The following is a 23,519-nucleotide window of genomic DNA, read 5'->3' as shown; positions in this document are numbered from 1 at the left end:
GAAAATGCTCTTTACAAGAGGCGAAAGATGTCGAATACTCAACTTCGGTCGGCAATTTGTTAGCGTTCACAAATCGCCACCAATTTGCGGCCAAGCCTGGCATCAGCAATGTGGAAGCGCCGGCCGCCGCCTGCATGTGCCGCGCCTATTGCCGGTGAACCGTTCAATGGAGAAAGGCCTTCCCTTCCATGCCATCCAAACCACCAAATCCCGCCAAGTGGACGTGCACCCTGGTGCTTGCCGGGTCGCTGACGGCTGCTCTGCTTTCACTGACGCCAGCCATCGGCGCCAATGCCGAGTCTGCCCAGAACCGGACCATCAGCATCGACGCCGCCGGCTCCGGGCCTTCGATCGATTCGACCATGTACGGAGCCTTCTACGAGGACATCAACCAGGGCGCCGACGGCGGCATCTACGCGGAGCTCGTCCAGAACCGGTCGTTTGAGTTCAACTCCGCCGACAACCGCACCTACAGCCCGATGACCGCCTGGGAAACCCTGAAGCGGGGCAGCGACGGAACAGTCGCCGTCGTCAATGACAACAACCGGCTGAACGAAAACAACCGGAACTACCTGCAGGTTGAAGCCACCAGCGCAGGCGCCGGAACCGGCGCCGGGCTGGGCGTGCGCAACAGCGGATGGAACGCCGGGCAAAAGCTCGAGGCGCACAAAAAGTACAACTACTCGGTGTGGGCGCGCACGTCCAACCCTGCCGGGTCAACCCTCGCCGTGACGCTGGAGACGCCTGAAGGCACCCGGCTGGACATCGCCACGGTCAAGATCAAGGGTGACAGCTGGGCCAAATACGAGGTGACCCTGTCGCCCAAGTCGTCCACGGACGCCGGCCGGCTCGCCACCCTTGTCCAGGGAACGGGCACCGTCCGGCTCGACATGGTTTCGCTGTTCCCCAAGGACACCTGGAATGGCAGGGAAAACGGGCTCCGCAAGGACCTTGCCGAGAAGATCAACGACCTGCACCCAGGATTCCTGCGCTTCCCCGGCGGCTGCATCGTCAACACCGGAAGCTATGACACCTACTCGGCCCCCGACTACACACGGGCCCGCACTTACCAGTGGAAAGACACCATCGGGCCGGTGGAACAGCGCCCGGTGAACCGGAACTTCTGGGGCTACAACCAGACCTACGGCTTGGGCTACATGGAGTACTTCCAGTGGGCAGAGGACATGGGAGCCGCGCCCGTGCCTGTGGTCCCGGTGGGCGTGACCGGCTGCGGCGACAACAACCAGGCCCCAAACCAGGCAACGCTTGACCGCTACATCCAGGACACCCTGGACCTGATCGAGTTTGCGAATGGCGACGCCAGCACCGAGTGGGGCGCCAAGCGCATCGCCTACGGGCACCCCGCGCCCTACAAGCTGGACCGCATCAGCCTCGGCAACGAGGAGTACAAACCGGAATTCAAGCAGTACTTCACGCAGTTCTACACCGCCGTCCGGAAGGCCCACCCGGAGATCAAGATCATCGGAAACACCGGCCCGTTCAGCCAGGGTCCCGAATTCGACGACCTCGCCAAATTCAACGCTGACACCGGCGTGGACCTCGTTGACGAGCATTACTACAATGACCCGTCCTGGTTCCTGAACAACAACCACCGGTACGACTCCTACGACCGCAACAGCTACAAAGTTTTCCTCGGCGAGTACGCCTCCCGCGGGAATAAGCCGGACAACGCACTGGCCGAAGCCTCCTACATGACCGGCCTCGAGCGGAATGCGGACGTGGTCAAGATGGCGTCCTACGCGCCGCTGATCGCGAACGAAGCGAACACGCAGTGGAGCCCGGACATGATGTACTTCAACGGAACTTCCGTGCGCACCACCCCCAACTACGAGGTCCAAAAGCTGTTCATGAACAATGTCGGCAACCAGGTGGTGCCGAGCACGCAGGACAACCCGGCCTCCACCGTGGTGCCGATTTCCGGCAAGATCGGCCTGTCCACGTGGGCCACGTCCGCCCGTTATGACGACGTCAAGGTCACCGGCCAGGACGGCGCCACCCTTTTCAGCGACGACTTCTCCGGAACCGCCGCGGCCTGGACCGGCAACGGCACCGGGACCTGGTCCATCCAGGACGGCGGCTACGTCCAGTCCAGCACCACCGCCGAGAACACGATGGTTACCACCGGGAGCGCCGACTGGAGCAACTACACGCTCAGCACCAAGGCAACCAAGCTGGCCGGTTCCGAAGGCTTCCTCGTCTCCTTCGGCGTCAAGGACACCGGAAACTACTTCTGGTGGAACCTGGGCGGCTGGAACAACTCCAAGTCCGTCGTCGAGAAGGCCGTCAACGGTGGCAAGACGAACGTCATCGAAAAGAACACGGTGATCCAGACCGGACATGAATACGACATCCGGATCGAGGTCACCGGGCGCACGGCCAAGCTCTACCTGGACGGAGTCCTGTGGGGCACGGTGGACGACACTCAGGCCGACCCCGTCTACTCCGTTGTCACCAAGGACGCCAAGTCCGGCGACACCATCGTGAAGGTGGTCAACACGAAGGCCGACAAGACGCCGGTGGACATCAAGGTGGCGGGTGCAGCCAACATCAGCACTACGGCCGCTGTAACGACCCTGACCCAGACCGCCGACGGGCAAAACCTGGCCCCGGCGTCGAGCACCTTCAACGGAGCCGGGACGGCGTTCACCTATGAGTTCGAGCCCAAATCGGTGACGTTCATCCGGCTCGCCGCAGCCCGCAAGTAGGCAGCACACCAAAGCCACGGCTTTGACCGGGAAGGCCCGGCTGGATTGCACAGCCGGGCCTTCCCCTTTACCCGGAACATTCCCCAGGAGATCCAATGACGAATCACATGTCCAGACGAAACATTCTCCGGATTGGGGCGGCCGCGGCCGCCCTGCCCTGGCTGCCATCGCTTGCCTCCGCAGCCGCAACGGCCGCGGAGGGTCCAATGACCAATGCACTCGCCGCCGCGGCGGCGGCTGTCCGTCCCTTCAAACTGTCCGACGTCGGCCTGGGGCCGGGGGTGTTCGCCCGGAAACGTGAGCTAGTCCTGAACTTCGCCCGCGGGTACGACGAGAGGCGCTACATCAACGTCTTCCGGGCCAACGCCGGCCTGCGGCCGCTCGACGGGGTGGTTCCGCTGCCGGCGGGAGGCTGGGAAGGGCTCGACGGCGAGGCGAACGGCAACCTGCGCGGGCACTTCACCGGGCACCACATGTCCATGCTTGCCCAGGCATATGCGGGCACGGGGGAGGAGGTCTTCGGAACCAAGCTGCGGAACCTGGTAACGTCCCTGCACGAATGCCGGCAGGCGCTCGGCCAGGAGCCCACCATCCAGACCGTTGCCGGACGCCTGCCCGGGACCGCCGTCGATATTGCCCGCGGTTCCTACATGTACGGCCAGCTCCCCGCGGGCTCCGTTGACGGGCTGGCGGCCCTGACCTTCGCCGCGTGGGTGCGCCCGACGGCGGCGGCGAACTGGGCGCGCATCTTCGACTTCGGCAACGACACCAAAACGTACGCCTTCCTCGCCCAGCGCGACGGCGCCGGGCTGCCGCGGTTCGCCATCACCCGGAACTTTGCCGGGGGTGAGCAGACGATCGTGGGAGCTGCCCCGCTGCCGGTCAACGAGTGGAGCCACGTTGCGGTCACCCTGGACGGCCAGGCCGGAACGCTGTACATCAACGGAAAGCAGGCCGGCAGGAATGGAGCCCTGACTCTGACCCCGGCCCTGCTGGGAAGCCTCGCCAACGTGTGGCTTGGCCGGTCGCAGTACAACGATCCCAACTTCGCCGGCGCCTACCAGGACGTGAATATCTGGGCCTCCGCACTGACCGCCGGGCAGGTCGGAGAGCTGGCGGCAGCCCGCGCGTCGGGCACTTCGGCGGGGAACGGCAGCGTGCTCTCCCTCGCCTGCAGCGAAACCGGCGGAAACGTGCTGGCCGATGCCTCCGGTAAGGGCCGGCCTGCAGCGCTCCGGCGCACCTGGGGCGTGCCCAGCCATCCCGGCTTCCTGGCCGCATATCCGGAAACCCAGTTCATCGAGCTGGAGAGCAGGACCACGCCGGACTACTACCGCGTATGGGCTCCCTATTACACCGCGCACAAGATTCTGAAGGGCCTCCTCGATGCCTACACGGCTACTGCGGAACCAAAGGCGCTGGACCTGGCAACGGGGCTCTGCGACTGGATGTACTCGCGGCTGAGCAAACTCACGCCTGCTGTACGCCAGCGGATGTGGGGAATCTTCTCCAGCGGCGAATACGGCGGCGTCGTGGAAGCCATTCTGGAGACCTACGGGCACTCGGGCAAGCCGGAGCACCTGGAGCTCGCCAAGTACTTCGATCTCGACTCCCTCATTGATGCGTGCGCCCAGAACATGGACATCCTCGCCGGGCTACACGCCAACCAGCACATCCCGATCTTCACCGGGCTGGTGCTGATGTACAACGCGACCGGCGAGGAACGCTACCTCACCGGGGCCCGCAACTTCTGGACCATGGTGGTCCCCACACGCATGTTCAGCATCGGCGGGACCAGCCAGGGCGAGTTCTGGAAGGAACGCGAGAAGATCGCGGCCACCCTGAACGCGACTGACGCCGAGTCCTGCTGCGCCTACAACATGCTCAAGCTGTCCCGCGAACTGTTCTTCAGGGAGCAGAACCCCGCGTACATGGACTATTACGAGCGGGCACTTTTCAACCAGGTCCTCGGATCCAAGCAGGACAAGGAAAGCGCGGAGCTGCCGCTGGCCACCTACTTCATCGGCCTGGAGCCGGGCGCCGTCCGGGACTTCACGCCCAAGCAGGGCACTACGTGCTGCGAGGGCACCGGCCTCGAGTCGGCAACGAAGTACCAGGACTCGGTCTACTTCACCGCCGACGACGGAAGCGCGCTCTACGTCAACCTCTACATGCCGTCCACGCTCCGGTGGGCTGCGAAGAACGTCACGGTCACCCAGCAGACCTCCTACCCCTTCGAGCAGCGCACAACCCTGCAGGTCGCGGGCTCCGGGCAGTTCGAGCTCCGGCTGCGGGTTCCGGCGTGGGCCACCGCCGGCTTCGCCGTCAGGGTCAACGGTGCAGTAACGGAGGCGGCGGCTGTCCCCGGTACCTACCTCAGTATCGCCAGGGCCTGGAAGAACGGGGACACCGTGGACGTGGAGGTGCCGTTCACCCTCCGCACCGAGCGGGCGCTGGACGATCCGTCCGTGCAGACCCTCATGTACGGGCCGGTGCACCTCGTGGCGCGCGACGCCCGCACGGTTCTACTCCCGTTCAGCCTTTACGGAACGGCCAAACTTAACGGCGACCTTGCCCCGGCTCTCCAGCCGGTCGCTGGCAAGCCCATGCACTTCACACTTGCAGGAGAGGAGCTGGCGCCGTTCCTCGAGGGAACCGAGGACGCGTTCCACTCGTACTTCCGGCGCACCGAGGCCTCAGTCGTGTTCGGCGGCGTGGACTCCGGTGTGGCCAACCCGGCACGGGCCAACAAGACCACGCTCCTGGACGAAGTCTGGCAGTCGGCACCGTTTGCCAACAAGCCGGAGCTGCTTCGGCGCGTCGCCCAGGTGACGGAGGCGTGGGTTTCCGAAGGGTCGCTTAGCCGCGCGGACGCGGACCGGATTTACGGCGCGGCGCAGCGGGCGGCATTCGGCAGCCCCGAAGGCGAGATCGACGACCTGCAGCAGATTGCGGCGGCGGCGCTCGCGGCAGGCAGGATCGCGGCCGAAACAAGTGACGTGCTCGGCGCCCGACTGAGATCGGCCAGCAGGGCGCTCGCCCAGAAAACGACGGCCAAGGCCGTGCACTACCTCAGGCAGTACGTCGACGGCGCTACCCGGGATATTGCCGACCAGTCTCTGCGGAACCTGCTGGTCAGCGGGGCGCAGGCGGTGGTGGTCAGGCTGAACGCCTGAGCCGGCCAGCCCGACGTCGTCCGTTCCGGCAGCTTCCACTCTCACCGTTCCAATCGCATTCCATTCCAAAGAGCGGCCTCCGGCCGCCCGAACGAAAGCGTCCCAATGATTCCAACACGCTCAACGGCCCGCACGGGCCCAGCACTTGGTGCAGCCGCACTGGCCGCTTCGGCAGCCCTGGCGCTCGGCGGCCTGGTCGCCGCGGCGCCTGCCCACTCCGCCGTCGACGATGGCCTGATCCTCAGGTACAACCTGACGGAAGCAGCCGGGACCGTGGCGGAGGACAGCTCCGGCAACGGACGCAACGGTGTGATCAGCGGTGACGCCACCGCGCTTGGCAGCGAAGGGCTGCAGCTCGGCGGCACAAACGCTCACGTCCGGCTCCCAAACGACGTCATGCGTGGGCTCGACTCCATCACCGTGTCCACCGATGTGAAGATCGCGGCCGACCAGGGCGCCCCCTACTTCATCTGGGGGATGGGCAACACCACCAACGGCACCGGCAACGGCTACCTGTTCACCACCGGCAACGCGTACCGGACCTCCATTGCAAGCGGCAACTGGGCCACCGAGCAGACCCTCAGTGCCAACCGGGACCTGGCGCGCAGCGTCTGGAAGACCATCACCTACACCCTCAGCGGCGGAACCGCCGTCCTCTACGAGGACGGCACCGAAGTTGCCCGCAAGACCGGCGTCACCATCACGCCGGGAAGCATTGGGGAAGGAACGACGACGGCGAACTACCTCGGGCGGTCGGTCTACAGCGGTGACAAGTACCTCAAGGGGCAGGTCCGGGATTTCCGCATCTACAACCGCGCTCTCTCGGACGCTGAGGTTCGTGAGCTCGGATACGTTTCCCCGGAACAGCGGGTGGCCCTCGACCTGCAGGACCTGTCCCTGGGGGATACCTCCGCAGTGACGGCCAACCTGAAGTTGCCCACCACAGGGCCCAACGGCTCGGCGTACAGCTGGTCCTCGTCGGATTCGGCGACGGTCTCAGCCCAAGGCGCGGTCACCCGCCCGGCTAACGGAACCGGAGACAGGACCGTGACGCTGACGGCAACGGCAACGTCAGGTGACGCATCGGCGTCGAAAGCGTTCGCTGTTACGGTGCGGGAAGACATCAGCGACGACCTGAAGGTCAAGGAGGCCGCGGCGGTGCTGAATGTGTGGGATGCCGACGCGATCCGGGGGAACATCACCCTTCCCACAGCGGGGCCAAACGGAACCAAGGTTGAGTGGACGTCGAGCGACGAGTCCGCAGTCACAGCCACCGGCGAGGTGACGCGGCCGGCCTACGGCAGCCAGCAGGCCAGGCTCAACCTGCACGCCACTATTTCGCTTGGCAAGACCAAAGCCAGGAAGAAGTTCCGAGTGACGGTGCTGCCGCTGCCCAAGGCCGAGGCCAAGGAAGGGTACGCCTTCGCCTACTTCACAGGCAACGACCTCGCCGGCGAGAACATCTACATGGCCGCAAGCCGCGGAAACGACGCGCTCAAGTGGGACGAGCTGAACGGCGGAAAGGCCGTCCTCAAGTCCGGGCTCGGCACCAAAGGCCTGCGCGATCCGTTCGTCATCCGCTCCCCGGAAGGCGACAAGTTCTACATGATCGCCACGGACCTCTCCATCGGCAGCGGCACCAGCTGGGACTCCTCCCAGCGCCAGGGGAGCCAGTACATGGAGGTTTGGGAGTCGACCGACCTGGTCAACTGGTCCGGGCAGCGGCATGTGAAGGTCGCGCCGGACACCGCGGGGAACACCTGGGCTCCGGAAGCCCACTACGACGAGAAGATCGGCGCCTACGTCGTGTACTGGGCCTCCAAGCTCTACGCCGACAACGACCCCAACCACACCGGCGGCACGTACAACAGGATGATGTACTCCACCACCCGGGACTTCCGGACCTTCACCGAGGCCAAGGTGTGGAATGACCCGGGCAACTCGGTCATTGACTCCACCGTCATCAAGGAGGGCGACACGTTCTATCGGTTCACCAAGGACGAGGGCCGTGTCTCCGGCTGCCTGGACATCATGCAGGAAAAGTCCAAGGACCTGCTGGCCGTTGACCTGCCCGCCACGGCCCCCCGCAATTGGGCGCTGATGGGCAACTGCATCGGCAAGAACGCCGGAACGGGCGGCGTGGAAGGGCCCACCGTCTTCAAGTCGAACACCGAGGAGAAGTATTACCTCTTCGTCGACGAATTCGGCGGCCGCGGCTACATCCCGCTGGAAAGCACCAGCCTGGAAAACCCCAACTGGAAGCTGTCTACCAACTACGAGCTGCCCCGCGCACCGCGCCACGGCACGGTCCTGCCCGTTACCAGGACGGAGCTGGAGCGCCTGCACAGCCAGCTCGGTTAATGCTGCGTGCCGTATTCCTGAAGTGGTGTTGGTGCGGATTCGGTCGACCATGAAGTAGTGAGTGGAGGTGCCCTTGCGGAGCCTGTACGAGGGTACGCGAAACGACGATAGGTCTGGAGCTGACATGAACGTGCGGAAACCCTTACCTGCGAAGATTTCAGAGAGTGCGAGGCACACGTCGTTGATGGCTGTGGCCAACAGCCGGAGCCCTGCGCAGAAGAATAAAGCGTCTGCGTAGAGCATCAGGTTGTCATCCCGGCGGTCCTGGACGTGCCCGGCAAACAGGAACGAAAGAATCTCAACAAAGCTCGAGGGTCTGAGCCCGGTGAATACCGTGCTCAGACCCTCGCGCTTAGGCCTTTTGCTAGTCAATCCAATTTCCGGGGACCAGTTCACAAGGGGGAGTGCGGTTCGTTCTTTGGCTGGCGGAAAGACGGAGATAGGGGTGTGCACTTTGTGCACACTTTGGGTGTCGGAATGATGCGTACTGGAGTGTAGTAGTCGGGGCCCTTGGCAACGTAGCATTCGCCGGTGTTGAGCATGTCAGATCACGCAGTTGGCGGATGTTCTCCGGCGGGACCAGGCAGCCGTGCAGCAGGCCGTGCGCTCCAAGCTGGGCGAGCCAGCTGCATCCGAAACATCAGTTTTGCGTCCCGGCAAGTTTCTTGCCTCTCTGGCAAGCACCAGCTGAACGTTCAGCCCTCTGGCTTCGAGCAGAAAATAGAACTGGCGCCAGTAATCGCCGGTGGCCTCCATCACGACCAGGCCCACGTCCTGGTCCAGCAGGTATTCGGCCAGCCGATTGACCTAGTTCGTCATGGCCCCCTGGTTGTGATCCCCTGGCGTGTTCTGCCGCCCTCGCTTGTGATGCGCACGCAGCAGCAGTATCAGCCGTCATCGCTTCCGGAACAAGACAGCCAACACGCGAAGGGAGGCTGGCTGGAGAATTTTCCCGTTCCACGGCGGGACGAGCGAAGCCGGCCCTGCACGGCAGACATGCAGTTCTCCTCGGGTGTTCAGGGCGTTGCAGTTCACTTTGTTCTCCTTGGTGATGGGCGGCGGGGCGGCTGTTCGTTGCGATAGTCGACGATCCGGGTGATCGTCATTTCCGCCCCGCCGCAGTCCTTGAATGTGGCGCCTCGATTTGTCTGGATCTAGGGTTGGCTTCGCTGGCGTGTATGCGGGGATCCACGCGCCAGATGTCGATTCCGTCGTCGCGGTGGATCAGCACGCGGCCCAGCCCGTTGGTGAGGTGGATCCATATGGTGCTGGCGTCATCGGTTGATTCGTCGACGTATCCAGTGCCTAATACGGTCCGTCCGCGGCGGAGCTCTATGAATTCGTGCCGCCACAAGTATTTCCATTGCTTCATTAGCTGGGGTTCACGTCGTCGTTTCTGCCCAGGTCCGGCTGCCGCTGTGGAGAGCCTCCAGTCCGAAGCCGGCTGCACAGCAGCCCGTTTGCGGCGTGAGGTCCGGATGCGAACGTGCTTGTTATTTTCCACGTTGACTTCATTTCGGTGGGGTTGATCATGGGCTAGCCCGCTTGTCCCGATCCGTTCGTAGGGTTGGCAGCAGTCCTTGAGGAGGGTTTCGGGTACCCCGTGCAATCCCACTTGGTCGGCGCGAACTAGAGTGGACTCACGATGTCAGTCTGCGTCTGACGGGTTTCATTTCTGTACTGGAGGCCAATCCAAGGCAGTGCAATCAGTTCGTCGCCGTCGGCGGTCCGGCTAAGTATTGGGACGGCTTCTTTAAAGACCGTCTCTTCCGGCTCGTTCCATCGGTTGGCCGGCTGCGTGCCCATTTCGCTGGACATGTAAACTCCCTTGGCTCGGGAAGGTGGGTTTCGGTGACCGCGATGCGGCGTCAGTTTCGGCGCCGCCGGGTGCCCTCACGGGGACGGCAATCGTAGTTTGAGGTCAGGCCCCTGGCGTTCGGAGATCGTTCCGTGTGGAATGTCGTGGGAAAGCTCTACGGTGAACGTCTGGTGGTCATGTCGGGTAACCATCACTCCGCGGCCTGGATTCTTGAGAGCTTCCTGAATCGCTTCCTCGACGGCTCTGTCGAGTTCGCTCTCGAGCTCTCTACCATCGGTGATCCCAACCTGAACGTGGTAGCGGGTTGACTGGTGAATCACTTCGTTCCTTCTTATAGCTTGGATTTGGCCTCCGGTCATGTCCGGCGGTTGTTGCTCCCTCTGCACGGGTGCTGGGGACCCATTGGCTTCGACCTCAGACCGAACTAGGGCGGTCGGATATGCGTTAGGCATTGGTTCGGGTTAGGGGGTTAGGACGAGCTTGCTAGGTGCGCCCTGCTGTTGCAGCTCCCAAGCCCGTTGGCAGTCGGCGAGCGGGAGCGTCATTGTGTCGACGGTCAAGGAGCCGGTGGCTGCAAGCTCGGTCAGTTTCAGGTAGGCCTCACGGCGGACCTGGACAGGCGGGTCGACGTGGGCGAACCCGAGGATCTCCAGCCGGGCTCCGCGGACGATGCTGGCGGGCAGCTGGATGGTTGCCGCGGCGGATTGGCCGATCTGGACGTGACGGGCGCCCCGGGCTGCGACGTGCATGGCCGCCAAGGCGGGGTCGCCCCAGACAGGGTCGATGATTACGTCGAAGCCGTGCTCGCCGGCGACGTCGCGGAAGGCGCCCACAAGGTCCGTGTCCGGTGTGATCGTCACGGTGGCATCGGCGCCGCGCTCGCTGGAGAGGGCCAGCCGGTCGGGGTCCCGGTCGGCAGCGACCACCGTGGCCGCGCCGAGGGACTTGGCCAGCTGGACAGCGATTGACCCGAGCGCACCGGTCGCGCCGAGCACCAACACGTTCTGGCCGGGCTGCAGGTCCGCCCGCCAGGTGAGGGCGAGCCAGGCGGCCAGCCCGGTGTTTCCGAGCGCGGCTGCGGTGACGTCCTCGATGCCGTCCGCGAGGTCGAGCAGGTCCTGTTCGGCGACGAGCGTGCGCTCGGCCCAGGAACCGTGAGGCGACACTGGTGAGGTGAAGAAGACCCGGCGGCCGGCTGAGGTTAGGCCTACGCCGTCGGCCCCGACCACGTACGGCAGAGTGCCCGGGTCGCCGTAAGCACCGGATGCCTTGGCCAGGTCGAGGTGGTGGACACCGGCCGCGGTGACGTCGACGACGACGTGGCCGCTGCCGGGCTGGGGGTCGGAAAAATCTGCGTAAACGGGCGTGGTTCCGGGCTGGGTCAGAACGGCTGCTTTCATGGTGTTCCTTCGTGTCTGGTGTGGGGGCTGAACGGGTCCGCACCGGGCGACGTGTGCGGGCGGGGGAGGATCAGGTCGGCTGGTTGGGGTCGGCGGGGATGATCTGCACGCTGATTGATCCGAGGCCGCTGATCTGACCTTTGAGCTGGTCGCCGACGTGCATCCAGGTCCCCGTGCTGAGCCCGACCCCGGCAGGGGTGCCGGTGAGCACGACGTCGCCCGGTTCGAGGGTCACGTGCTCGCTGATCCGTGAGACCAGCTCAGGCACCGGCCAGATCAGGTCGGAGCTATTGGCGTTCTGTCGCAGCTCGCCATTGAGCCAAAACTGCAGCTGCAGGTTGGTGTCGTCGATGAAACGGGCCGGCACGATACCCGGACCGAGCGGACAGCTGTCGTCGAAGACCTTGCCGCCGAACAGGTCGAACTTGACGAGGTGCTTGGGATGGCGCTGCCAGTCGCGGGCCGACAGGTCCAACGCGATCGTGTAGCCGGCGATGTGCTCACGAGCCCTATCCAACGGGATGTGACGGCCGCGTCGGCCAATGACAAACGCCAGCTCAAGCTCGTAGTCGAACTTCTCGGTCTGGGTGGGGTACCGGACGGACCGGCCCTGGCCGACGAGCGTGGTAGTGGGCGGTTTGAGGAAGAAGACCGGGATGTTGTCCTCTTTCGAGAAGCCCGTGTGACCACCGTCGTTGACGACGTGGTCGTAGAAATTGGCGCCCGTGCAGATGACCTTGTTCGGGTACTGCAGCGGGGTGAGCCAGTCCTCGCGGTGGGCCGGCTCGGCGATCGGATCGACGGGACTGTCCGGGAGGGCGTCGACGGCGGCGAGCAGCAGGGGCTCGGCGGTCTCCCAGTTGGCGAAGACTGCCATCAGCCCGGCGGCCGGATCGGCGGCGAATATCTCGGGGGCGAGGTCGGTGAGCCTGTAGAGGCGGCCGTCAGGGAGCCGGAGCACCGGGGTGGGTGTTCCCTCGATGCGGACGGTGGACAGGGAGAAAGTCACGGGGTTGGCTCCCTAACCTGCGTCGTGGCGGCTGTGGCTCCGCGGACTGTCAGCATCCAGTCGTCGACGATCGAGTCGACGGTCGAGGCGGGCCGGGAGAGCAGGGCCCGGGCGAGGTCTCGCACCTGCCCGCGTTGCGGGGGTGTCAGGTACTCCACCGGGGAGGCTCCGTCGACCCGGGCCAGGGCGAGCAGCGGCAGGAGAGCCGCGACGCGGCCCATCAGGTCCGCGGCCGGTTCCCAGTCGATGTGTCGGGCGTAGCCGTCCAGCAGCAGGCGGGCTGAGCGGTGCAGCTGCGCGGTGTGGTCGGGCAGGATGATCGTCTTGAGCAGCAGGTGGTTCAGGCAGAAGGCGAGATCGAACGCAGGGTCACCGAACCAGCCGCACTCGGCGTCGAGCAGCACCGGGCCGTCCGGACCGAGGAGGATGTTCTTAGGGCTGACGTCGCCGTGCACCACCGCTAGATGCGTGCCGGCGGTCACCGCGGCGAGCCCGTCGATCCGGTCAGCCAGGTCGGGGTTTGCACGGGCGGTGACCCGGAAGTATGGCTCGATGCGTAGGGCGTCGAAGTTCTCGTCGGTGGCGAACGTTCGCGCGGCGGAAGGGTCCTTGGCGCTCGCAGCATGCAGCCGGCCGACCAGGTCGCCGACGGCGCGCGCAGCGGACGGGTCGACCTTGCCGTCGAGGAGCTGGTCCTTCCAGACCGGGTACTCCTCGGGCGGAAGGAATTGCATCGCGAACAGTCCGGCCTGCTCGTCATAGGCGAGCACCTGGGGGACCTGCGTGGGAGCTACGGTGCCGGCGAACTGCAGCCACGCGTACTCGACCCGGTTGCGGGAGATGGGCGCGAGCCACTCGTAGGCGACCTTCAGCCTGGCCAACGCTCCCTTCACGCACAGGGTGCGGCCGGGCAGGCGCACCTGCCACAGGTCCGAGCTCACGCCACCGGTCAGGGGTGTCAGTATCGCCGCCTCCGCCGGCTGCATCAGCCCGTGCCGGCGCAGGAACTCCTCCACCCGCGCCTGGGGCTCGGCGCCGCTCATCGGACAGCCGCGGACGGGGCCAGCGCGGGCAGACGGCTGAAGCCCAGGGTGGAGTCCTCGGCGATGCGTACCAGCTGGTTGTATTTGGCCAGCCGTTCGGAGTTCCGTACGGACCCGATCTTGATCTGCCCGGCCGCGGTCCCGACAGCGAGGTCGGCCAGGAAGTCGTCCTCGGTCTCCCCGGATCGGGCCGACACCACCGGGATGTAGCCAGCGGCGCGTGCCTCGGCGACCACGTCGAGTGTGCCGGTCAGCGTGCCGTTCTGGTTGACCTTGACTAGAACCCCGTTGGCGACGCCACGGGCGATGCCCTCGGCGAGCCGTTGGCTGTTGGTGGTGAACAGATCGTCGCCGATCAACCTGACCCGTTGACCTAGGCGCTTGGTCAGCGTCTGCCAGCCGGTCCAGTCATCCTCGTCCAGCGGGTCCTCGATCGAGACAATCGCGAAGCGGTCCACCCAGGACGAAATCACATCTATCATCTCGGCGGTGCTGAGATGCTGTTCCTGCCGGCGCAGGCGGTAGTCACCCGCGTCGCGGTCGTACAGGGAGGTGGCCGCGACGTCGATGGCGATGGCGATATCGGTGCCGGGCCGCAGTCCGGCAACCTCGATGGATTGGGTGATGAGCTCCAGGGCCTCGTCGCCAGTACGGCAGCCCGGGCTCAGTCCGCCCTCGTCGGCCAGCAGGGTGGGCAGCCCCCGTTCGGCGCAGAGGGTGGCGGCAGCGGCTCGGACGCGGGACGTGAGCTGGATCGCTTCGAGCGCGGAGGTTGCCGAGACCGGCACGGCCAGGAAGTCCTGGACGTCCATGCCGCGGCCGGCGTGAAGGCCGCCGGAAAGGATGTTGACCATCGGCATCGGCAGCACCGGCTCGTCGACGCCGGCGAGCTGGGCGATCCGTCGATACAGCAGTTGCCCGCTGGCAACGGCGGAGGCGCGGCAGACTGCCAGCGAGGTGCCCAGGATGGCGTTGGCGCCTAGCCGCGACAGTGTGGGGGTCCCGTCAAGGTCACGGAGCCGGTCGTCGATGGCCCGCTGGTCTTCCACGTCCTGGCCGCGAAGTGCGGCAGCGATCTCGCCGTTTACGTGCTCGACGGCGGCGCTGACACCGAGGCCGTCGAACACTGACTCGTCGCCGTCGCGCAGCTCGTGGGCCTCGTGGGTGCCGGTGGAGGCTCCGGAGGGTACGGAGGCGCGGGCTACGGCGCCGGTCTCGAGGACGATGTCGACCTCGACGGTGGGGCGCCCGCGGGAGTCGAAGATCTGGCGGCCGTGGACGGTGCGGATGATGCTCAAGATGACACTCCAGTGGCTAGGGGGGACGGGGTGTTGCAGGGGTAGTGGGCAGCTTCTCCGCGCAGGACGCGGACGACTTCCTCGGCGGCGCTGCGGCGCAGGTCAATGACCGACGAGTCGGAGGCGAAGGCGATGTGGGGGGTGACGATCACCCCGGGGTGGGCCAGCAACTCCGCGGGAACCGTGGGCTCCTCCTCCAGGACGTCCAAGCCTGCTCCGCCGAGATGCCCGGTTTGCAGTGAGGCGATCAGGGCGGCGGTGTCGATCAGTCCGCCGCGGCTGACGTTGATCACAAATGCGCCCTGCGGAAGCAGCGCCAGCTCACGTTCGCTGATCAGGTGATGGGTCTGCGGGATCAGGGGTGCGTGCAGGACGACAACATCGCTGGCGGCGAGGAGGCCGTCGAGGGGCATCACCTCGATGCCGCCGGTGTCGGCCGGAGGATGCGGGTCGCTGATCACGACTCGGGCCCCCAGCGCCCGCAGCTTGGCTGCAGTCGCCCTGCCAATCCGGCCATATCCGATGACACCGCAGGTGAGGGTGGACAGGCGCCGCGGCCGTGCCCCGGCAGGATTCCATTTGCCGGCTCGGACCTCGCGGTCGGCGGCGGCCAGTCCGCGGGTCCAGGCCAGGGCCAGCCCGACGGCGTGATCGGAGACCTCTTCGACGCAGTAGTCCGGGACGTTCGTGACCTGCACGCCGCGTTCGGTGGCGGCCGACACGGCGATGTTGTCCAGGCCCACCCCCATCCGGGCGACGACCCGCAGCGGGTCCGAGGACGCGATTGCTCCGGCGGACACGGTTGCCCAGCAGGTGAGGATGGCGGCAGGTTGGTGTTCAGCGATCAGGGCGTCGATGATGTCAACCGGCGCGGGGTCGGCCGGGCCTGCGACGAGACCGAAGCCGGCATCTTCGATGATGCCTCGTTCGATGCTGTCGTCAGGCCAGGCCCGGTCGGTCAGCAGGACTGTCTGCTGCTGGGTCATAGCGCGTGCTCCTTCGTCGTGGTCCGGCCTGGAGCGGCCGGGTTTGGGTCGTAATTGTTTGGATAAAAGGTGTGGTCAACGCAGCGGGTGATCTGCTCGCCGAGCCCCGCCACCGAAGCCTTGACGGTGTCTCCGGCGCGTAAAAAGCGGCCGTGGTGGATGCCGAATCCGGCGGGGGAACCGGTGCAAAGCAGGTCGCCGGGGCGAAGCCGACTGTGCTGGGACAGGTACGAAAGCTGTTCAGGAATGCTGAATACCATGTCTTCGGCAGTGTCGTCTTGCATGATCGTGCCGTTGAGCGACAGCCGCAGCCGGAGGGCCGAGGGGCCGGGGACTTGCCAGGCGGGTACGAACCAGGGTCCGAGCGGGAGGGATCCCCGCAGGCCCTTGCACTGCAGCCAGTCGCTGCCCAGACCGGGGAGGTCCGGCCGGAAGACGCGGGAGCGGATCGTCAGGTCATTGACCACGCAATAGCCGGCGATGACGCCGTGGGCCTCGGACGCCGTCAGCCTCGAGCCGGACCCTCCAATGACGGCACCGATCTCGACCTCCCAGTCCAAGGTGTCCACGTCCGGATCCAGAACCAGGTCACCGTTAGGGGTGCCGACCCGGTCAACGCTGGTTAGGCAGACGTAGGGGGCGCCGTCACGGCGTCGCTGCATCAGCGCCAGCGCGGTGGCGGCGCGCAGGCGGTCGGCGTCGGCCGGGTCACGGGCGTCGACGGCGGCCTCGATGACCTGCCGCCTGTAGTTGCCGATGGTGCAGAACAGCTGTGCTGGCCGTAGCGGAGCCTCCAGCCTCAGCGAGGCGACCGGAAGGCCAGTCTCAGCGATCGCCAGCACGGTCTGGGGCAGCTCGGTCAACCGTCGAAGCTCGGCGTGATGGGTGGCCCATTGTTGGACCAGATCGGTGACCGAGGCGAACCTTGCGCACGGCCACTGGTCCGCCCACTTTTCCAGGGGGAGCGCGCGGTCCCGGTGGACCAGCCAGACAGCCGGCGTTTCGCCCGGCAAACCTGCCTGGGCCAGCACGACGCCGGTAGGGGCAAAGTCGGGGTGTTGGTCTTTATCTTCGGGCATAGTGCTAACGATAGCACAGGGCTTTAGGAGCGTCACCCCCAGTGATCCGTTTATCTATGAGTCGCGGTCCGAGCCACGTCCTGAATGCCTTGGAGCCTCTCGAGGGGACCTAATAGGGCCCATTGACAGGGAGTGTCGGGCGGGAGATAGTGCTAACGATCGCAATAGTTCGATGAGAGGAACCAAATGACAGTGCGCAGAGTGGTCACCGGCACGGACGGGGCCGGGAAGTCGGTGTTCGTCTCCGACGGAGTGGTGCCCCACAGCCACGAGTTCCAGACCATGCCCGGACAGGCTCAGATCCGGGTATGGTTCACCCCCGGGGTGCCGTCCAGCGTGACACCCGAAGCAGAGCCGACCGACAATCACGGCCCGGTGGTCCCCGGCCCTGGCGGTGCGAGCTTCGTGATCGTGCGTTACGCGCCTGAATCAGTGGTGATGAGCCCGGATTTCGATCCGACCGCAGCGGGTCAGGAGCTGGCCACCTACGCACCGGATCTGGCGGAAGTGTTCGAGCCGGACGGAATGCACCGCACCCGCAGCGTCGACTACGGGGTGGTGCTGGAAGGGGAGGTGTGGCTCGAACTGGACGACGGCGCGCAGGTGCGGCTGATGCCGGGTGACACCGTTGTGCAGCTCGCCACGCGGCATGCCTGGCGGAATAAGACGCAGGCGCCGGCTACGGTGGCGTTCGTGCTCACCGGCGCCAGCGCCTGAGTGCTGTCCGGGGCGCGACTACGCGCCCCGGACGACGGCCCGTGGTCCATGCAGTGGACGACCGGCCCGACCGTTTCGTCAGGGAATGACGACGTAGTTGCTGAAGCCGCCGCGCGGGTCCTTCAGTCTTCCGTTGATTGCGGTGTTGACGTCTGCCAACGGGTAGGCCTCGGTCTCCAGGTAGGTGAGGTCGAGGGTTCCGGTTTCGATCATGTCGGCCATCTCCTGCCCCTGGGCCGCGGTGAACCAGTTCGAGCCGATGATCTGGACCTGCTCGTCCATCAGCCACTTCATGTCGACCGGGACCTCGTCCGCAACCCCGCCGACGTTGACCACCTTGCCGCCGCGCCGGACCCCTCGCATGGAGTCAACCATAGTGGCCGCGTCAGCTCGGGCCCCGAGGGCGCTGACGACGAAGTGGGCGCCGTCGCCTCGCGTCTGGGCCTTGGCCCATTCCCCGGACGACTGCTCGCCGAGGGTCATGACCTCGATCCTGCCCGGTGCCAGTGCCTTCACCCGCTCGAGTAGCTCCTTGCTGCGGCCGGTGCCTAAGATCTTGGCCACCCCCATGCTCAAGCAGAGCACAGTCGAGGCCACGCCCAGGGTGCCGGTGATGCCGTCTATTAGGCCCACGGTGCCCGGTCCGGCGCCGGCCAGGCGAAGCGCTCCGTAGGCGGTACCGACATAGCCAAAACGCGCGGCCAGTTCGAACGGGAGGTTGTCGGGGACCTTGACCAGCGCCTGCTGCGGCGCGGTCATGAACTCGCTGAACCCGCCATAGGGGTAGAGGTCAAAGATCCGCTGGCCGTCGCGTGAGGTGCTGAAGTACCCGTTGAGGGTGTAGTAGCGGCAGCGGCTCGGGGTACCCCCTGAACAGGCGTAGCAGCTGCCGCAGGAACGCAGCGGGCTCACGTACACCCGGTCACCGGGCTTGACGTTGATGACTGACTCTCCCACCTCCTCCACTACGCCGGCGGGATCAAGCCCGAAGATCGCAGGGAAGGCAGGGATGGGCTGGTGGGGGAACCAGATGGGCCAGTTGTTGATCACGTTGGCCATGTTCGGCACGATGCCGACGGCCTTGACCCTGACCAGTACGTCTGTGGGTCGGGGCTTGGGTACTTCGATGGTGTCGATCGACATTGGTTCGCCGATCTTGTGCAGTCTGGCAGCGCGCATCGTCGCCATTGACGGGCTCCTTCTAAGGAAAGAAATTGGTTGTCATTGTGGGGGAGGGGTCTGTGAGGAACTACTTGCGGTAGGTGTCCTCGAGGTCGATGTGGAGTAGGCCCATGATCCGTACGCCTGAGTTGTACCAGGCGATGGTCAGCGTGAGCTCCACCATCTGCTGGTCGTCGAGGTGCTCGGCCGCGGCCGCCCAAATGGCCTCGGAAACATGCACCTTGGTGGTCGACTCACGTGCAAGGGCCATCACGGCACGTTCGGCATCGTTGAACAGCCCCGTGCTTTCATCGTCCGCTACTGCAGCCAGTTGCTCGACGGTGAGCCCGGCCTTGCGGCCGTGGGACTGGTGGTGGGCGATCTCGTACTCCGAGCCGGTGGCGTGGCCGACCGACAGGATCGCCAGCTCCCGCAGCTTCGGGCTCAGCAGTGAGCTGTCACGCATGGCGTTGGCGTAGGACAAGAACGCGTCGAGCAGCACAGGGGCGTTCGCCAGTGCACGGAAGATGTTGGCGGTCGGCACTTTACGCTCGGCCTCGAGACGGTTCCACAGCGGCTGCTGGTCAATTGAAGCGGCGTCGTCGCGGGACAGGGAGGGAACTCGGGACATGATGTGTAATACTCCAGTCGGGTTGGGGGTTAGCGGGGCTGCTGGCTGGCCAGGAACTTCTCCAGTGTCATCGGGGCAGGAGGAACGGCCGGGGACTTCAGCGCGACATTGTCGAACGCAGAGGCCTCGAAGTACCACTGTTCGAGGGCCGGCAGGCCCCAGCGAGCGTTGGTGCTGACCGCTGCTGCGTCCCAGCGAACCGGCTCGATCTCGATGTCGATGGTCTGGTAGTGGCTGTTGAAGACCTCGACGCGGTGGCCGTCCGGATCGCGAAGGTAGGCGAAGAGCATGCCGCCCGGCCCGTGCCGGCCCGGACCGCGCTCGACCCCGTCGCCGTAGCCCAGGATGCCGGCGAAGTCACAGGCAGTGAAGATGTCATGGCTCTCGGAGACGGTGTAGGCGAAATGGTGCAGGCTTGGACCGTCTCCGGTCACCATGGCCAAGTCCAGGCAGGTCCCCTTGCGGTACATGAAGGCGCCGATCAGCTGGTCGCCGTGTTCCAGGTACTCCGAGTTGCGGAACCCCAGGGCGCTGTAGAACGCGCACAACTCATAGACGTCGGGTGTGAGCAGCTGGAAGTGGTCCAGCCGCTGGGCGTGGGCGCCCTGGTACTGCTCGAAGTTAATGTGCAGCCGGGGGCGGGTTTCCATGGTCGCGCACAGCTCCAGCGGCGTCCCGACCGGGTCGGAGACGTGTAGCGTGCGGCCCTGGTGAGGCATCTCCACCCACTCGGCGGGGAGGTCGCGGTCGCGGAAGTACCGGTAGGCCTCGTCCAGGTCCTCCTCGAAGAAGACCCGGAATCCGATCCTGCGGGCGGTGCCACCGTCACGGCTCTTCTCCAGCACGAGGCTGTGGTGACAGGCCTCGGCCAGGCCGCGCAGGTAGACCGTGGAGTCGTTCTCCTCGCTCACCACCAGGCCGAGGACCTTGGTGTAGAAGTCGCGGCTCTCGGCCAGGTCGGCAACGTTCAGTCGCAGGTGGCTGGTTCGGCTGATGTTGAACGGCGGGCGTAAATCGACTGGGGGCAACATGCTTCCATCTCCAATGGGGTAAAGGTTGGTGCTATCGTTAGCATTTGTTGTTTTTTGGTACGCACGCATGCGGATATCTTTTGTTGGGTGGTGCGGTTTTAGGCAGAGCGTTCGCGCGCCGCCGCCGCGGGTGCAGCAGTGCTGCCGCGGCGGACGAGCCACCCCGCCGACACCGACTCATATGGGTCGTTGCCGGCTGGCGGGTTGTTGAGTTGGCGGATGAACCAGAGCCCGCAGGAAGTGGCCACGTCGCCGATGGGGAGGCTGATGGTGGTGAGGCCAGGCCCCCACCAGGAGAACCCGCTTTGATCGCCGAATCCGACGATGGACAGCTCGCCGGGGACGTCGACGCCCATCTCGAGCAGGCCGTCCAGCACGCCGACGGTGTGCAGGACGGACCCCAGGACGACTGCGGTCGGCGGGCTCGGCAGATCCAGCAGCCGACGCACCGCCGCTCGAGCGTGCTCGGGCTGGGCCGGTGGGCCCAGTTCGACCAGGTCGGAGCGCTGCGAGATGCCCTGGTCGTGCAGGGCGTGCCGGTAGCCCTCGAGTCGATCCCGCCCGGTGGGGAGGTCGGCCTGTGCGCCGATATAGGCGATCCGGGTATGGCCGAGATCCAGCAGGTGCGTCGTGGCATCTTTCAGCGCCCGGTGTTCGTCGAGGCCGAACCACTGGGCTCCGAGTGGCGGGTGCCTGCGCAGCAACTGGACGTGCGGCATGCCCCGCAACAGGTTGACCGAGTCATTGTGTGGGCTCGGAGTAGGGGCGATCACCACGCCCGCCGCGCGGCTGGCGGACAGCTCGCGCAGGTGGCGTCGTTCGATGAGGCGATCGTCGAACGTCTCGGCCAGCATCAGCTGGTAGTCTTCGCCGGCCATGATCGCGGACAGTTCGTGGGCGATGGTGTAGTAGAAGCTGTTCCGTATATCGGGGATGACCAACCCTACGACGTTGCTTGGGGCGCCGCGCATCATCCTGGCCGCGTGGTTGCCCACGTAGCCCAGCTCGGAAGCAGCTTGGCGGACGCGGGCCTTGGTCTGCTCACTGATGCGGGTGTCATCGGCGAGCGCTCGACCGACGGTGGAGACCGACAGCTGCAGATGTACAGCAATATCCTTGGTCGTGACCATCGTTCCTCCTGGCGCAGTCGCGGCGTATGACTCATGCTAACGATAGCACGAGCGTAGCCGGAGTCAAGGCCGATGTTTTCGTCGCGCACGGACGGCGCGCGCGACGACGAGTGGGCGGGACGCGTGTCAAGGTCGCATACTTCGGCGCCCAGGCATGGTCCTGATATCCCGACGTTTGTGGATCTAGAACAACGGCGGCCATGTCGCGCCGCGGTGGTTTACATGTGAAGCAACCATACAACCTCCCAGTGTATTGATGTGAGGCAGTGGGCCGTCCGCGACGAAATGGATCCTTCTCTTGACCCGCATCAGGGCTGTGCTATCGTTAGCACCAGTTGCACATTCCTCCGCACGCGATGATCCGCTAGCAGACTTGCGTCAGGAGGAAGGACAGCCCGAAAACTGTCAAGCGGCTGCGCACCAGGTGTGTCCGCCCGTGAACCAGGAAGGTGACTTCCAGGGGTTACCGGGACCGGCAGCCTGCCGCACTTCGTGTCCGTCCACTGCGCACCGGTCAAATCCACATGAGAACCCCAACCCCTCTCGACTAGGAGACAACGATGTCCCAATCGACCCCTTCCAGTGCGGGCCAAGCCCCCGCGGCAGCTGGTCCCACCGTTGGGCCCGCCGTACCCACGTACCCTGAGCCCATGGACGTCATCTCCATGGACTCGGTTCCGGCCAGCCCGGCTCCGTCCCGTGTTAGTAACAACCCTGAGGGCATGCCTTCAAAGGCCGTTGCTGCCGTATCCCTGGGACTGCTGGCCTTCTCGTTCACGCTCAACGCCATGGACCGGCAGGTCTTCGCGCCCCTGCTGCCCTCGATCAGTACTGAGTACGGGTTCAGCCTGCAGGCCGGTGGACTCATGGCTACAATCTTCACACTCGGGATGGCGGTCGCAGGCATCCCCGCCGGGTTCCTTGTCGAGCGTTTCTCGCGCAAGACGGTCCTGGTGGTCAGCATCGTGGTCTACTCCCTGGGCACGCTGGCTACCCCGCTGGCCTCGTCGTGGGGTGATATGGCCCTTTACCGGATCGTCTCGGGATTTGGTGAAGGGATGCAGGCCGCCGCACTGTTCGCGGCTGTTGGCGCCTTCTTCCACTATCGTCGTGGTCTGGCGTTGGGGGTCTTGGGCTTCGCGTTTGGTGTAGGTGCGATCTTCGGCCCGCCGCTGGGTGTCATGTTTGCCGCCCAGTTCGGATCCTGGCGCGCCCCTTTCGTCATCTTCGGGCTTCTTGGCCAGCTTGTGGCGTTGACGGTAGCGTTCTTCGTCAGCCGCAAGTTCACGGAACGGGCGATCAGCATGTCCAGCGTCGAGGGTTCCTACGACTACATGCCGGCGAAGGCTTACAACCGCAACTCCTTGGCGATCGCCGCCGCGTCCGGCTGCGGTGCCCTCGCTCTTTACGGGTTCCTGGGACTGTACCCGACTTTCCTTGTAACTCAGCTGGGCGTGTCCACCAGTCAGTCCGCGCTGGCGCTCAGCTTCGTGGGCTTAGGAGGCCTGGCCGGGCTCTTCGGCGGCTGGATCGGCGACCGACTCAACCAGAGGATCCTGCTGATCGTTTCCTTGATCGTGATGGCGGTGATCGGGGTGCTGATCTACCAGGTACAGGCATCGTTCGCCTGGCAGTGCGTCTTCGCCTGCTTGATGGGCGTGTTCGGTACCGGCGTCTTCTTCCCCAACACCAACAGCGCGATCCAGCGGGCGGTACGTCCACACCAGGTGGGGCGAGCCGCCGGTCTGTTCGTCACCTGCTACTACGGGTCGGCCGCCTTCTCGGGGCTGCTGTTCGCGGCGCTGGTGCCGAAGCTCGGCTGGCAGGGAGCCGGCCTGCTGCAGGTCACGGTGCTGCCGTTGGTGGCTGCCGCGATCATGCTGATCGTGCAGCCCAAACTGTTCAACAACGCGGCCCGCGCGGCCACTCACTGATCGCCTCGATGATCATCA

Annotated in this window: 17 protein-coding genes and 1 pseudogene; 6 read left to right on the top strand and 12 right to left on the bottom strand. The window is 65.4% G+C overall.

Going from position 1 to position 23,519, the window contains the following annotated elements:
* Window positions 1–188 precede the first annotated feature (188 nt).
* The 3 genes from AB0N24_RS20615 to AB0N24_RS20605 all read left to right on the top strand — a co-directional run bounded on the left by AB0N24_RS20615 (window position 189) and on the right by AB0N24_RS20605 (window position 8,263).
* Window positions 189–2,726 carry an alpha-L-arabinofuranosidase C-terminal domain-containing protein gene (locus AB0N24_RS20615; protein WP_364128358.1) on the top strand — a complete coding sequence of 846 codons (2,538 nt, stop codon included), beginning with the start codon at window positions 189–191 and terminating at the stop codon, window positions 2,724–2,726.
* Between the two features lie 206 nt (window positions 2,727–2,932).
* Window positions 2,933–5,902 (top strand): beta-L-arabinofuranosidase domain-containing protein, encoded by a 2,970-nt coding sequence (locus AB0N24_RS20610; protein WP_364128355.1) that lies wholly within the window; start codon window positions 2,933–2,935, stop codon window positions 5,900–5,902.
* 105 nt (window positions 5,903–6,007) lie between these two features.
* Entirely contained in the window at window positions 6,008–8,263 is a 2,256-nt protein-coding gene (locus AB0N24_RS20605) for an immunoglobulin-like domain-containing protein (RefSeq protein ID WP_364128352.1), read from the top strand.
* Between the two features lie 544 nt (window positions 8,264–8,807).
* Here the strand turns inward: AB0N24_RS20605 and AB0N24_RS20600 are convergent.
* A pseudogene (locus AB0N24_RS20600) lies at window positions 8,808–9,088 on the bottom strand (transposase); the annotation flags it as partial.
* Between the two features lie 804 nt (window positions 9,089–9,892).
* Complete coding sequence (locus AB0N24_RS20595) at window positions 9,893–10,081, bottom strand: hypothetical protein (protein WP_364128349.1); 189 nt, start codon at window positions 10,079–10,081, stop codon at window positions 9,893–9,895.
* A 144-nt stretch (window positions 10,082–10,225) separates the two neighbouring features.
* On the opposite strand from AB0N24_RS20595, the gene AB0N24_RS20590 reads away from it, so the two are divergent.
* Window positions 10,226–10,390 (top strand): hypothetical protein, encoded by a 165-nt coding sequence (locus AB0N24_RS20590; protein ID WP_364128346.1) that lies wholly within the window; start codon window positions 10,226–10,228, stop codon window positions 10,388–10,390.
* Between the two features lie 153 nt (window positions 10,391–10,543).
* On the opposite strand, the gene AB0N24_RS20585 is transcribed toward AB0N24_RS20590, so the two are convergent.
* From AB0N24_RS20585 to AB0N24_RS20560, 6 genes are all read right to left on the bottom strand, one after another.
* Window positions 10,544–11,482 carry a zinc-binding alcohol dehydrogenase family protein gene (locus AB0N24_RS20585; protein ID WP_364128343.1) on the bottom strand — a complete coding sequence of 313 codons (939 nt, stop codon included), beginning with the start codon at window positions 11,480–11,482 and terminating at the stop codon, window positions 10,544–10,546.
* A 70-nt stretch (window positions 11,483–11,552) separates the two neighbouring features.
* On the bottom strand, window positions 11,553–12,491 hold the full coding sequence (locus tag AB0N24_RS20580) for a fumarylacetoacetate hydrolase family protein (RefSeq protein WP_364128340.1): 939 nt from the start codon (window positions 12,489–12,491) through the stop codon (window positions 11,553–11,555).
* Window positions 12,488–13,477 (bottom strand): aminoglycoside phosphotransferase family protein, encoded by a 990-nt coding sequence (locus AB0N24_RS20575; RefSeq protein WP_364128337.1) that lies wholly within the window; start codon window positions 13,475–13,477, stop codon window positions 12,488–12,490. Before AB0N24_RS20575 ends, AB0N24_RS20580 begins: the two co-directional genes overlap by 4 nt.
* A 53-nt stretch (window positions 13,478–13,530) precedes the next feature.
* Window positions 13,531–14,832, bottom strand: a complete 1,302-nt coding sequence (gene eno / locus AB0N24_RS20570) for a phosphopyruvate hydratase (RefSeq protein ID WP_364128334.1) — start codon at window positions 14,830–14,832, stop codon at window positions 13,531–13,533.
* Window positions 14,829–15,818: a C-terminal binding protein gene (locus AB0N24_RS20565; RefSeq protein ID WP_364128331.1), complete on the bottom strand. Its 990-nt coding sequence runs from the start codon at window positions 15,816–15,818 to the stop codon at window positions 14,829–14,831. The genes eno and AB0N24_RS20565 overlap by 4 nt, the downstream gene beginning before the upstream one ends.
* Entirely contained in the window at window positions 15,815–16,897 is a 1,083-nt protein-coding gene (locus tag AB0N24_RS20560) for a fumarylacetoacetate hydrolase family protein (RefSeq protein ID WP_364128328.1), read from the bottom strand. Before AB0N24_RS20560 ends, AB0N24_RS20565 begins: the two co-directional genes overlap by 4 nt.
* Window positions 16,898–17,083: 186 nt before the next feature.
* Between AB0N24_RS20560 and AB0N24_RS20555 the strand changes: the two genes are divergently transcribed.
* Window positions 17,084–17,614, top strand: a complete 531-nt coding sequence (locus AB0N24_RS20555; RefSeq protein WP_364128325.1) for a cupin domain-containing protein — start codon at window positions 17,084–17,086, stop codon at window positions 17,612–17,614.
* Window positions 17,615–17,692: 78 nt separating this feature from the next.
* On the opposite strand, the gene AB0N24_RS20550 is transcribed toward AB0N24_RS20555, so the two are convergent.
* The 4 genes from AB0N24_RS20550 to AB0N24_RS20535 all read right to left on the bottom strand — a co-directional run bounded on the left by AB0N24_RS20550 (window position 17,693) and on the right by AB0N24_RS20535 (window position 21,567).
* A complete protein-coding gene (locus AB0N24_RS20550) occupies window positions 17,693–18,802 on the bottom strand; it encodes an alcohol dehydrogenase catalytic domain-containing protein (RefSeq protein WP_364128322.1) in 1,110 nt (369 codons plus the stop codon).
* 61 nt (window positions 18,803–18,863) lie between these two features.
* On the bottom strand, window positions 18,864–19,406 hold the full coding sequence (locus AB0N24_RS20545; RefSeq protein ID WP_364128319.1) for a carboxymuconolactone decarboxylase family protein: 543 nt from the start codon (window positions 19,404–19,406) through the stop codon (window positions 18,864–18,866).
* A 29-nt stretch (window positions 19,407–19,435) separates the two neighbouring features.
* Entirely contained in the window at window positions 19,436–20,437 is a 1,002-nt protein-coding gene (locus tag AB0N24_RS20540; RefSeq protein WP_364128317.1) for a VOC family protein, read from the bottom strand.
* A gap of 98 nt (window positions 20,438–20,535) precedes the next feature.
* Entirely contained in the window at window positions 20,536–21,567 is a 1,032-nt protein-coding gene (locus AB0N24_RS20535) for a LacI family DNA-binding transcriptional regulator (protein WP_364128314.1), read from the bottom strand.
* 650 nt (window positions 21,568–22,217) lie between these two features.
* Here AB0N24_RS20535 and AB0N24_RS20530 point away from each other — a divergent pair.
* Window positions 22,218–23,501, top strand: coding sequence for an MFS transporter (locus tag AB0N24_RS20530; RefSeq protein WP_364128311.1), 1,284 nt, complete (start codon window positions 22,218–22,220; stop codon window positions 23,499–23,501).
* Window positions 23,502–23,519 lie beyond the last annotated feature (18 nt).

It is taken from the genome of Arthrobacter sp. NPDC093128, assembly GCF_040683875.1.
In the GTDB taxonomy this organism is placed as follows: Bacteria; Actinomycetota; Actinomycetes; order Actinomycetales; family Micrococcaceae; genus Arthrobacter.
Note: the sequence above shows the minus strand (reverse complement) of the source record. Positions and strands in the feature narration are given on the sequence as shown.

Coding starts and splice junctions, on each gene's coding strand:
- AB0N24_RS20615 (WP_364128358.1), top strand. CDS start 189: ATGCCATCCAAACCACCAAATCCCGCCAAGTGGACGTGCACCCTGGTG.
- AB0N24_RS20610 (WP_364128355.1), top strand. CDS start 2,933: ATGACCAATGCACTCGCCGCCGCGGCGGCGGCTGTCCGTCCCTTCAAA.
- AB0N24_RS20605 (WP_364128352.1), top strand. CDS start 6,008: ATGATTCCAACACGCTCAACGGCCCGCACGGGCCCAGCACTTGGTGCA.
- AB0N24_RS20595 (WP_364128349.1), bottom strand. CDS start 10,081: ATGTCCAGCGAAATGGGCACGCAGCCGGCCAACCGATGGAACGAGCCG.
- AB0N24_RS20585 (WP_364128343.1), bottom strand. CDS start 11,482: ATGAAAGCAGCCGTTCTGACCCAGCCCGGAACCACGCCCGTTTACGCA.
- AB0N24_RS20575 (WP_364128337.1), bottom strand. CDS start 13,477: ATGCAGCCGGCGGAGGCGGCGATACTGACACCCCTGACCGGTGGCGTG.
- AB0N24_RS20565 (WP_364128331.1), bottom strand. CDS start 15,818: ATGACCCAGCAGCAGACAGTCCTGCTGACCGACCGGGCCTGGCCTGAC.
- AB0N24_RS20560 (WP_364128328.1), bottom strand. CDS start 16,897: ATGCCCGAAGATAAAGACCAACACCCCGACTTTGCCCCTACCGGCGTC.
- AB0N24_RS20555 (WP_364128325.1), top strand. CDS start 17,084: ATGACAGTGCGCAGAGTGGTCACCGGCACGGACGGGGCCGGGAAGTCG.
- AB0N24_RS20550 (WP_364128322.1), bottom strand. CDS start 18,802: ATGGCGACGATGCGCGCTGCCAGACTGCACAAGATCGGCGAACCAATG.
- AB0N24_RS20545 (WP_364128319.1), bottom strand. CDS start 19,406: ATGTCCCGAGTTCCCTCCCTGTCCCGCGACGACGCCGCTTCAATTGAC.
- AB0N24_RS20540 (WP_364128317.1), bottom strand. CDS start 20,437: ATGTTGCCCCCAGTCGATTTACGCCCGCCGTTCAACATCAGCCGAACC.
- AB0N24_RS20535 (WP_364128314.1), bottom strand. CDS start 21,567: ATGGTCACGACCAAGGATATTGCTGTACATCTGCAGCTGTCGGTCTCC.
- AB0N24_RS20530 (WP_364128311.1), top strand. CDS start 22,218: ATGGACGTCATCTCCATGGACTCGGTTCCGGCCAGCCCGGCTCCGTCC.